At 59.9% G+C, this 10,176-nt stretch carries 8 protein-coding genes; 6 read left to right on the top strand and 2 right to left on the bottom strand.

The features are described 5' to 3' along the window. From A5782_RS07955 to A5782_RS07945, 4 genes are all read left to right on the top strand, one after another. On the top strand, window positions 1-923 hold a 923-nt coding region (locus tag A5782_RS07955), incomplete at its 5' end, for an MCE family protein (protein WP_067097576.1). Between the two features lie 1,312 nt (window positions 924-2,235). Next, window positions 2,236-3,261, top strand: a complete 1,026-nt coding sequence (locus A5782_RS26445) for a PAS domain-containing protein (protein WP_067097574.1) — start codon at window positions 2,236-2,238, stop codon at window positions 3,259-3,261. A 505-nt stretch (window positions 3,262-3,766) separates the two neighbouring features. Further along, on the top strand, window positions 3,767-4,270 hold the full coding sequence (locus A5782_RS26030) for a hypothetical protein (RefSeq protein WP_156623849.1): 504 nt from the start codon (window positions 3,767-3,769) through the stop codon (window positions 4,268-4,270). Between the two features lie 1,610 nt (window positions 4,271-5,880). After that, window positions 5,881-7,263 (top strand): cytochrome P450, encoded by a 1,383-nt coding sequence (locus tag A5782_RS07945; RefSeq protein ID WP_067097551.1) that lies wholly within the window; start codon window positions 5,881-5,883, stop codon window positions 7,261-7,263. Between the two features lie 521 nt (window positions 7,264-7,784). Here A5782_RS07945 and A5782_RS27035 read toward each other — a convergent pair. Both A5782_RS27035 and A5782_RS07940 read right to left on the bottom strand, forming a co-directional pair. Continuing rightward, window positions 7,785-7,919, bottom strand: coding sequence for a hypothetical protein (locus A5782_RS27035; protein ID WP_255360775.1), 135 nt, complete (start codon window positions 7,917-7,919; stop codon window positions 7,785-7,787). A gap of 290 nt (window positions 7,920-8,209) precedes the next feature. Further along, on the bottom strand, window positions 8,210-8,890 hold the full coding sequence (locus tag A5782_RS07940; RefSeq protein ID WP_067097571.1) for a TetR/AcrR family transcriptional regulator: 681 nt from the start codon (window positions 8,888-8,890) through the stop codon (window positions 8,210-8,212). 195 nt (window positions 8,891-9,085) lie between these two features. Here A5782_RS07940 and A5782_RS27030 point away from each other — a divergent pair, with 195 nt between their 5' ends. Continuing rightward, window positions 9,086-9,208 carry a hypothetical protein gene (locus A5782_RS27030; protein ID WP_255360774.1) on the top strand — a complete coding sequence of 41 codons (123 nt, stop codon included), beginning with the start codon at window positions 9,086-9,088 and terminating at the stop codon, window positions 9,206-9,208. A gap of 9 nt (window positions 9,209-9,217) precedes the next feature. Further along, window positions 9,218-9,922, top strand: a complete 705-nt coding sequence (locus tag A5782_RS07935) for a dienelactone hydrolase family protein (RefSeq protein ID WP_067097547.1) — start codon at window positions 9,218-9,220, stop codon at window positions 9,920-9,922. Window positions 9,923-10,176 lie beyond the last annotated feature (254 nt).

Raw genomic sequence — 10,176 nt, 5'->3', positions numbered from 1 at the left:
GGCTCGGAGATGTGTATAAGAGACCGGTTATCGATGCGCGGTCGGTGACCACCGAGATCAACACGCTGTTTCAGACGATCACGTCGATCGCGGAGAAGGTGGATCCGGTCAAGCTGAATCTGACGTTGAGCGCGGCGGCGCAGTCGTTGGCGGGGTTGGGGGAGAAGTTCGGTCAGTCGGTGACGAATGCGAATGCGTTGCTGGATGATGTGAATCCGCAGATGCCGCAGGCGCGCAAGGACATTCAGGGGTTGGCGGCGCTGGGGGATACGTATGCGAACGCCTCGCCGGATCTGTTCGACTTTTTGAATAATGCGGTGATCACCTCGCGCACGATCAATGCCCAGCAGAAGGATCTGGATCAGGCGTTGTTGTCGGCGGCCGGGTTCGGTAACACCGGGGCGGAGCTGTTCAACAAGGGCGGGCCGTATTTGGCGCGCGGCGCCGCCGATCTGGTGCCGACGGCGCAGCTGTTGGACACCTACAGCTCGGAAATCTATTGCACGCTGCACAACTATCACGACATCGTGCCCATTACCGGCGCCTCTGAGGGCGGGTTCAACGGTTATTCCTTGAACATGGACACCGAGGTCACGTCGGGACTGGGGCTGATCGCGAATCCGCTGTCGCTCGCCGCCGTCGCCGCGCTCACCCTGGGACTCGGCGCCCAGGCCGGTCTGATCGGCGGCGCGCCCAACCCCTACACCTACCCGGAGAACCTCCCGCGGGTGAACGCGCGCGGCGGCCCCGGGGGCGCGCCGGGCTGCTGGCAGCCGATCACCCGCGACCTGTGGCCCGCACCGGAGTTGGTGATGGACTCCGGGAACAGCCTTGCGCCCTACAATCACCTGGACACCGGATCGCCGTACGCGATCGAATACGTCTGGGGCCGCCAGGTCGGCGACAACACCATCAACCCCTGACCATCCGCATCAGTTTGGCTGTACTGCGGCGATCTCCGCGCGCAGACTGTGCAGTCGTCGTGAGCACGGTCTTCCCGTCGTCGCTGGCGGCACACTCACCACGGCTACTTTAAGTCGCTGGGGCGGCACCGCGCATTCCCTGGCAGTTCAGATCGCAACATCGGTCGTGACTTCGACAATCGTAGGAGAACAACGAAAGCGACCACGCGGCGTGAGATGTAGAGCGCGAGCTTTTCCTTGTTGAAGTCGGATGCGGCGGAATCGGAGTGCGATTCGCGCGTCTCGACCACGGCCACACGACGTGGTCGGAAGCGGTGAGTCCAGACCGTGACATCCTCTCATCACGATGGTTTGCGGCCCCACGTGGATGATTCCAGCGATTGATCTTCGGTGCCGGCGAATTTGGTAAGGCGGCTACTTTAGGTGCGGACTGAAGAATTCGCATGGCCGCCCGAGTTATATCCGACTCGGGGCGAAACCCTCAGGTCGTACCCACAGAGAGTTGCGTCGGAGGAGTTACGCGTGCTTTTGACAGAAAGAGTGGAAGGGCTCGGCGTCAGGATGGGAGGTCCGGCCAAGCCCTTCCGGCCGCACAAATAGTGCGGCCTGGTTAAACGTACCTCCTCGAGGGCGAGCCGGCGAGGCGGCCTGAATTGGTTGGGTGGTGGCGCTAGAGATGACGGCATGCCTCAAGTCCAGTTATCGATGACTGAGGTTCAGGTTTTGAACTGACAGCGCGTCGGTCACACGGTGAACGCCGGCACGCTTCTGGCTTCTGGCACTCCTATACGCCGCTGGCGTAGCGCGGCGACGATGCCCTGGTCAACGCGTACTGGCCCTGTGGCGTCGATGGGGTGGCGGCTCACGACGGGATCTCCGGCAGCTCGGACTCGACAATATGACTGCATCGTGACACACTACACAACTATTGGATTACATATCCTCATATTGTCGCCGGAGTTTTCTGACCGGGTCACGTTCCGCCCGCCGGCGGCGGGTCCGGATCATAGCGAAGGGATCTACAGGATGATGATGATGCGCCGATCTGTTGGCACACACCTGAATCTTGTTTCGTGCGACGACGATTGGGATCGGGCCACAGGCGAAGATGAAGTCACCCGTACGGAACTGCCGACGTGTAGGGGGAGCGCGGCAGTGTTCACGCCGCGCGTCGGGAACGACTTCTGTGATCTGTTGAGTTGGTAGTAGACGATGCCAGATATCGGTGATCTCGCCGGTCGGGGCCGCCTACCCAGGAATTTCGCTGTCTTTGACAGCCTGAGCTCGGCTGCGTTCAAAACCGCCGGTGACGATGGGTAACAACTGGCTGTTACTTGAAGTCCTGGGTAACCAGCCTGTCGTTGTTGCACAAGGCACTGTGCTGCGAAAATTCATTCCCCTATCCGCCTTTTTGCGAAGGAATGGAAACTTCAATGCGATTAATGCGGTGGTGGGCGAGACGATACGCAGCGGCAGGAGCGTCGTTGACACGATTGCCGATAGGAAGACCGATAGGAAGACTGTCATACAAACCGAAGTGATAGCCATGAACGACGGCCGAGTTCACGGCGTGCACCTGTGGGCCGGCTCGCCGCTCGCGACCCCGCCGGACCGACCGTTGCCCGGCGCGATTGTGTGGAACCTGACGACCGCCACCGCGAGCGATACCCCGCAAGCACTGTTGAATTCGGGGCTAGATTTGCATATTGAGAAAACCGACGGCCGCCCATTCGCGGCGGACATGCCAGTCGGTGATATTAATGATGATGAATCCGCGGCGCTAGTCCGATCTATGACCTGCAAGCCAGGCGACATCTTTTGTAGCACATGGGACGCCACCAGTTACGACGAGCAACGAATTCGAGTCAGTTTCGTCGCCCGTGCCGCACTAGAGCCCCAGCGGGACGGCACCAGTCACTTGGTATGCCGAGCCATGAACTGGCGGGTTCCACATCGTCCAGCAGCGATACCAAGAGATGACCTCGCAATGCAGATATTGAAGGGCACCTCCCAGGAGGGGCTTCATCGTGCGATCTTCGATCTCGAAAGCTGGAACTTGCTCAAATGGATTGATGCTCCCTTCCCGCAATTCGATTGGCGCGGAGACGCAACAGGTCGGTCATACATACATCCCGACGATCGACCTGTCCTTTGCGGCATGATCCAAAGATTCACGAAGGGTCCTGCGTCGGGGCTATTGCGGCTGCGGGCTGGGCCTGGAGCGTGGACGTTGGTCCATGCGACGGTGTACCGCGTTCATCTGTTACATGATCATTACGTCGGTCTTATTTCTCTGCGGCTCCCCACCGCTGCCGAAGTATCATGCAATAATGAATAAATTCGACGAGTTAAACATATCAGCCGTATGACCACGAATTGTTCCTGGCGATAGAAGATTTCTCGGTTTCTTCGAATGCGATATCATTCCTAGCATTGTGCTAATGCAGCTCGCCTCGAAAAAGGTGAGCACTTCAAACTTGGTATTTCCTGCATGAATACTTATGTCCCGAAGGTGCAGATTAATCGTTCGGCGCGGTGCCGTCACTTATAATTGGCCAATCAGTGTTGCACCGTGCAGCAATTCGAGAAGTGCTGTCGCAGGATTCTTTCGCACGGAAAGTGACGTCATGGTTGCTAGTCCCGAACCACCGCTCATTCGCTCAGCGGCGGAGCAGCAGCCACCTACCTGGTACTGGCGGGGCTCCCATGCGCCATTCGCACGCTGTGGACTAACTCATCCGTAGAGTGACAGCTCAGTACGATGGGCGGAGCAGCCTTCTGCACACGGCAAATCGCGTGTCAACACTCCCTGGCTTGCGCGACAACGAGACCATCGGACACCCATGAGCATTTATCTCATCACCATCCAGCCGGTAGGCGCTGACGGCAAACCTGCTGAGTCGTCACGCGCTGTGGTCCGCGTTGACACGGGGGGGAGCCAGCCGCGCATCATCGAGATGACCTTGCAATCGTCAGCGCCAAGCGGGTTAACCATTGGGTCTCTTCCGGCAGTGGACCTTGGTTCGGTTGTGGAGGCGCTGCAGGCGGGTATTCTGGGCGCCGACGGCGGCGATTGTAAGGCGCCCGAAGGGGTGAAATCCCCGAGTGGTGTTTCTGAAGACCTTGCATCGACGCGACAACAGCATTTTATGCAATCCGCTGCTCCACTGAGGACCGAGCCGGAGCGCGGTAGAGCTTATCGTCGGATGCCGAATGTGGTCGAACTTGAATCCGTGTATAACCAGATTGGCACGGTTACTGGGGTGGCGAAACATTATGGTGTCCCGCGGCATACAGCTCAAGGGTGGATGGCACGTTTACGAAAGCTGACGGAACAGTCAAAGTGAGATCGTATAGATATCCAAGCGCCCTGCGACCGAGAAACAGCCACCGATGACGCGACGCTTCGTTATCACTGTACGCCAAGATCTTGTGGACGGCACCAGCGCGACTTTCACGGTTGATATGGAGTCCGATTTCGTTAGAGTCAGTGAGGTCCGAGTTCAATGTGGAAGGGATGGTTCACCGCTACCCGGTGCGCTGGCGAATTTTGACTACTCCGCCTATGTATCGCTGGCCTCAGCTTTATCCAACGGCCGTTTCCCGGCTCCTGAAGCTGCGGATAAAGTTCCGCAGCGGTCGAATGACGACTCTGGTGGCTCTGGTGGCTTAACAGCACGAAAGGCTACCACCCAGCTTATTCCGGCCGGCGTTATAAGGCGGAGCACGGCCGGGCGCCGCGTGGGGGCGGCTTCCAAAACGAGTTTTCCGCCCGACTTTGCCCGTGTGTATTGGCGGTTAGGAAGTATCGCTAGGGTGGCGAAACATTACGATATATCGCGGCACGTTGCGAAAGATTGGATTCGCGAGCTGCAAGAGCAAAACACGACTGCAACGGTAGGGCGGTCGGATAATTCCTCGAAACGAGGTCGTCCGTAGCCGGCGACGTCGCGCGGACAATTGCTTCCTTATCGTCTTGGAAGAAAGTCGATTGCAGCACTATTTACTACGAGTGCCAGCGGCACTACAACCTGTTGGAGGACATCGGCGCAGGCTTCGCGCGGGGGAGTTACCGTTGGATCCGGTGGCCGATATTGTCATCGCCGATCAGGGCGACCACCTGGATCTCCGGTAGAAATCTCCTAATTGGCCAGCTTGCTCGGGACAGCTGACCGAAATGAGACAGTTCTCGCATGTTCTGGGATTAGTGTCAGCTATTCCGGATCGGGCAATCGACGATCTTATATGGCGTCGCGGCAATTTAATGAGTGACTGGCGATGATGGTGTGGGCGGACCGGATATCGAGAGTCGATGACCTCGGATCCGATCCCGGTTAGCCGCGTCAAAAACACTCGCGAGATCGCACAGCGCCTGTGCCCATAGCGCAGGCCGTGGTGCCGGCTCGCGGTGGTCTCGGAGTGCCTGATATTCAGCCGAGCGTTGCGCTTGGCCCGCAGCCGAGACCCCCTTCCTGTTTTCGGACGCCCGTGTGCCGATCAGACCACCCAAGACCACTGACGTGACGTGGATCCCGTGGCGTATCCGACGTCGCACGATACCCCGGTGGCGTTACAGCCCGGTTTTGACGCCAGACAGTGTTGGAGCGCCCAGCGCGGTCCGGGCCGCAGGATCGATAACTCATTCCAAGAAGTGGCCACAGACATGCTCAGCGATTTGGGGCCGCAAACCGGTACACCACTTTTGCGCATGGTGCGCAGACCGCACACGGCGGACGTGGGCTGAAAGATCGATCGAAAAATGCGTTCGAGCAAATCATGACCATGCGGGTCTCACGTGGTCCTCGACGGTCAGATCAGTGAATGCAGATACAAGTATTGCGAAGTGTCTGGCCCAGCCACCTGTCCAGCATGTTAGTAATGTCGTTGCGAACAATGGCGACACGACGACTTTAAGACGAATCGATGCTCGTTCAACTTGCAAGGCAGGCCAGCAACCATGCACTCATCGCATCACAATACCCAGGTCAACGCCGACGCGAGCCGGCTTCCACTGGTGCCCCGCAATCCACTGCCGCTGAAGGAGCAGGCGAGAGCCGCTCGTCACAACCATTACGGTCAAGTGACGCTTCGCGAGGCGGCAGGCGGTCCGGTAACCCGGCTAGTACTGGGCCCTAGTTGGTTGGCCCCCCCAATCATCTTCGTGATGTCACCCACCGGTGCGCGGGATGTACTAGCGCGCCAAAACGAGTGGTGCGACCGCACGCTGGTTCATCAAGAACTACGACGATTGATGGGCGACAACCTTGCCGGCCTGCCCAACGCTCTTTGGCGTCCGCGCAAACGAACGCTGCAGCCGGTCTTTAGCCGCCACCACGTCTCAACTTTCGGCGCGCACATGTCCGAGGCCGCCGCCACAATTGCCCGCGACTGGGGCGAGGAGGCCGAGATTGACCTCGACGCCGAAGCGCGCCGGCTAACTATGCGCGTGCTGGGGCGGTCAGTTCTCGGGATAGACCTCGACGAACGGGCCGAGGCACTTGCCGAGCCGCTCAACACCGCCGTGCTCTACGCCACCGATCGCGGCATGCGCCCGATAAGGGCCGCTTGGTGGTTGCCCACGCTGGCGCGTCATAGAGCCCGTGCCGCAGTCGTAACACTGCGTCAGGTGGCCGGCGAAGTACTTGCCGCCTGCCGTGCCGACCCAACCCGTGATGCCCCACTCGTACATGCGCTGATCGGCGCCACCGACCCAGACACTGGGCATGCGTTATCGGACCTCGATATCTGCAACGATTTGATCGCGTTCATTTTCGCTGGCCACGACACCACGGCGACAACGCTGGCTTTCGCATTGTGGGCACTAGGCCGTCACCCCGAGATCCAGCACAGGGTCGCCGAGGAAGTCTCCGCCATCGAAGACCGCCCCCTAACCCCCGCTGACGTGTCCCGGCTGGGATTCACGGGCCAGGTGATCTCCGAAGCGCTGCGGCTCTGCCCGCCGGTCCCCGTAGCCGGGCGCACCGCCATGCGCGACATCGACGTCGACGGCTACCGAGTAGAGGCCGGTACCATGCTCTTGGTAGGCACTTTTGGCATGCACCGCGATCCCGCGTTTTGGGCCAACCCCCTGGAGTTCAATCCAGACCGGTTCAGCCCCTCCAACGTCAGCCAGATAGACCGCTGGCAATACATCCCATTCGGCGCCGGCCCACGATCCTGCATCGGGGATCACTTCGCGACGTTGGAGATCACGCTGACACTGGCAACGATCATCCGAGCTGTCGAAATCGATTCCCAGACTGACGATTTCCCCTTGGCCGTTCCGTTCACGGTCGTGGCCGGTGCACCGATCCCGGCCCGTGTGCGCCGCCGGCGGTAAAGGTCGTGGCGCCCACCGCCCACCGTTCACCGTTCGAATGGTTACGTTTAACTCGGCGCTCAGAGGGTGGTCGACGCAGCGATTCCACGGTGCCCGATCACTTAACGAGCCAGTCCAAATAGCAGCCGCAGCTCCGAGCCCGGACCGCGTTCCGGGTCCGGGCGACCTGTAGCAATAGCCTTCCGGCCGACCAGCGTTATTTGCATCCAGCGTCGATATCTTCTACCACAACACTTTCGGTGCTCTCAAGACAAACAGAGGCAGGGCGAAGACCGAACTCTTCGATCGTGACCGCGACCACGTCGATGATGCCATCCGTAACGATTTTGCACGGATGAGACGTTGACGCGCAGCGTGGTGCCACGCCCGACCTCGCGGGGGACAGAGCGCGAATTGCTGGCAGGCTGACCGCAATGCGAGACGACCGAGTTTTGGTGGTCAGGTTGATTGACTCAACGACCTGATGAACGAATCAGGTGTCAGTACACGCCAACGTCGGGTGCTGCCAACGAACCAGGGCCTCAGCCCCCGAGGATCTCGCCGGTGCCGATGTCGAAGTCCGGCAGGTAGCAGAGCACCAACACGTCGCTATTGTCATCGATGATCGGCTTCAGATGTAGTTCGATGTCGTTGCGGTTCATGCTAGTTCGCGACATTTCCGAACTAAAAGTCACGATCCTGCCGCCATCGGAATTTCTGGTGGCCCGCAGGGCGCCTGGCCGACCCCGGCGCAGTAGGTCTGCTGTTGCGGCCCGTCGGAGTCCCAGCGATTCCGCTACTGGCCCGTGCGGGTGAACATCTCACCTTTGATTACGGCGGGCTTGCCTGCCATTGCTCGAGCGCAAGTCGCCGGCGTCGTGCCCGCGTATGCCCGGCAGCGCCTTGGCCGGTTGGATGCCGACCAGAAGGTCGAAGTTGACGCATGGTTCCGCCTGGCGGCTACAAATCACGGAAACAAGGGCTCGGAGGAGCCTCTCTCAACTCTAGCTTGATGCTCGAACGTACCGTGTTGTAGCAGGCTTTTGACGGAACTCTCCCAGCGCTCAAGCTGGTCCTGATCGTAAAACGAGCGTTTCAGGTAGCGCTCGATATAGGGCCGCAAAATGATGGGTCCCACACGCAGGATAATCGGGTTAAGTATTGCCCACGCCCAATCGAGGTCGTCTCTTGCCGCACCTCGCTCTAAGAACTGCTCGCCTTGGGCCTCGCTGATCCTAGTGAGCCCATCAAAGATCACCTGACCAATCACCGAGCCCGCCTCGCCCTCGACAAGGGCGCGGCCCAGATAGTCCATTTCGCGCGGATTTGCAGCCATCATCCGGGTCAGGCGCCGCCCAGCTTCCTCAAGCGCCTCGGAGGGCGGTCCGGGTAGCGGTGTGGCATCCAACCCGTCGCTGAGGACCCGCAGGACGTGTTGGTCAACGGCATCAATCAACTCGGCCTTGGTACGAAAGTGGTGCTGCACCGCGCCAACCGATATCCCCGCGGCGGCGGCCACCTTGGCAAACGACGTGGCGGCGATCCCATCCTGAGCACAAGATGTCAATGCGGCGTCGCGGATCTTCTCCTCAGTCGTTGGCTCAGGCGGAGCGGGCTGCCTGTATGGAAACAGACGATTGGGTCCCATCACTCGACAATATAGCAAATATATGTCATACTACGCCAGTATTGTGTTACATTATGAGCATAATGGACTGGCGGAGGTACTTGCGCGCGCACTCGCGACGCTGGTCAGGCGACGTTCACAGGGCTTTGTGTGGCCGCGACGCGCCAATTTTATGACGGCCGGCCGGTCGCCGAACGCAGTTGAGGATCACGGCAAGTGAGAATTCCATTCAACGATCTGCGGGAGGATCCGGACGCTGTGCGGGCTACCGGTTTGATACGCAATCTGCTCGACGACGAAATCCCATTCGAAGCCGCCCTGCGGCGACGCGAACAATAGCGATTCACTGTGCCAGATATCAGCTATCCCGCCACGAACGGTGACGCCCCCGCCTACCTCGCCGTGCCCGATGGGCACGGCCCCTGGCCTGGGGTGCTGGTCGTCCAAGACGTCCTGGGCATGACCGCTGACCTACGGCGAAACACCGACCGCTTCGCCGACAGCGGCTACTTAGCATTGGCTCCGGCGCTCTACGGCCGCGGTCCCAAAATAAGATGCCTCGTCAGAACGCTGTGTGACGCTGTGGCCGGCCACGGCACCGCACATGACGACCTTGTCGCCGCCCGTGACTACCTCGTCGCCGACACGCGCTGCACCGGCAAGGTCGGGCTGGCCGGATTCTGCATGGGTGCCGACGTCTGCTTGCAGCTAGCCCCTCGCGGCCTATTTGACGCCACCGCGCCTAACTATGGCCACCTCCCCAAAGACTTCAATTCCCTGAGCCGGTCCTGCCCCGTAGTAGCCTCCTATGGAGCGAAAGACATGATCGTGTCGCGGGGAACCGCAAGCAAGCTCGAGACGATGCTGGCCCAGGGCGACGTACCACGCGACGTCAAGGAATACCCGAATGTCGCCCACAGCTTTATGAATGATTGGCGACTACCCTGGCCCGGCCGTGTCGTCGAACGCATTGTCCGGCTTTCCTACTCTGAACCCGAAGCCGAGGACGCCTGGCAGCGTATCGTGAGTTTTTTCAAGGAGCACTTGAACTAAAAGCTAGCCGAAAACCAATGCCGCCCAGACGATTCCGCGTCCAAGGCCTGGCGTGTTTCTACCCTCACTTGACGGAACAGTTGACTGCCCTCGTGCGCTGCACACGGATCTGGACGTTGTTGGGGGAGTGAAGGGGCCAGCTTTCACCTGGACCGCCACATCGCTTTTGTTGTGCTCGGCGCGACCGGTGGCACAGATCATCAGCCCTGTCGGTGACGACGACGTGAGGACATGTCGTGTGGTTAGGCGTGCGC

This window comes from Mycobacterium sp. 852002-40037_SCH5390672, assembly GCF_001665875.1.
In the GTDB taxonomy this organism is placed as follows: domain Bacteria; phylum Actinomycetota; class Actinomycetes; order Mycobacteriales; family Mycobacteriaceae; genus Mycobacterium.
Note: the sequence above shows the minus strand (reverse complement) of the source record. Positions and strands in the feature narration are given on the sequence as shown.

Coding starts and splice junctions, on each gene's coding strand:
- A5782_RS26445 (WP_067097574.1), top strand. CDS start 2,236: ATGGGTAACAACTGGCTGTTACTTGAAGTCCTGGGTAACCAGCCTGTC.
- A5782_RS07945 (WP_067097551.1), top strand. CDS start 5,881: ATGCACTCATCGCATCACAATACCCAGGTCAACGCCGACGCGAGCCGG.
- A5782_RS07940 (WP_067097571.1), bottom strand. CDS start 8,890: ATGGGACCCAATCGTCTGTTTCCATACAGGCAGCCCGCTCCGCCTGAG.
- A5782_RS27035 (WP_255360775.1), bottom strand. CDS start 7,919: ATGTCGCGAACTAGCATGAACCGCAACGACATCGAACTACATCTGAAG.
- A5782_RS26030 (WP_156623849.1), top strand. CDS start 3,767: ATGAGCATTTATCTCATCACCATCCAGCCGGTAGGCGCTGACGGCAAA.